The organism is Dietzia sp. B44 (assembly GCF_014145245.1).
Taxonomy (GTDB): Bacteria; Actinomycetota; Actinomycetes; order Mycobacteriales; family Mycobacteriaceae; genus Dietzia; species Dietzia natronolimnaea.
Genome location: NZ_JAALEF010000521.1, coordinates 1,924 through 2,442, shown reverse-complemented (window position 1 = coordinate 2,442; position 519 = coordinate 1,924). Strand labels below are relative to the sequence as shown.

At 68.2% G+C, this 519-nt stretch carries 1 protein-coding gene; it reads right to left on the bottom strand.

The window, feature by feature from the left end; all coding sequences use genetic code 11:
* Nucleotides 1-519: transposase (locus G6017_RS17140; protein ID WP_241731611.1), on the bottom strand; the 519-nt coding region annotated here is incomplete at both ends.

The following is a 519-nucleotide window of genomic DNA, read 5'->3' as shown; positions in this document are numbered from 1 at the left end:
CGGTGCCCGGTGGTGGCCTGCTGGATGCGCTGGCGGCACACGGTGAGCTTGTCCGCGGCCAGGTGCACGACGTGGAAAGGATCCATCACCGTCCGCGCTTCGGGGACGGCTTTGGCTGCGGCGGTGTGATAGCCGGCGAACCCGTCCATTGTCACCACCTTGACCCGGTCACGGAACGCCTGGTCGCGCGCGTCGAGCCACTCGGTCAGGACCCTCGCCGAACGCCCCGGGACCATGTCCAGCAGGCGAGACGGGTCGGTGCCGTCCACCACCGGGGTCAGGTCGACCAGCACCGTCACAAACGAGCTGCTGCCGTCACCGCGCACGTGCTTCCACTTGTGCTCATCGACCCCTAGAACGCGCACCCCGTCGAAGTGTCCGGGCTGGTCGTAGACCATCGTGCGGATCTCGGAGACCGCCAGGTCGTTGACCAAATCCCAGCCAAGCCCGAGGGCCTTGGCCACCGCGGACACGCTGGTGCGGTCGACCGCCAGGCGCTGCAGAATCCAGCGGGTGCAA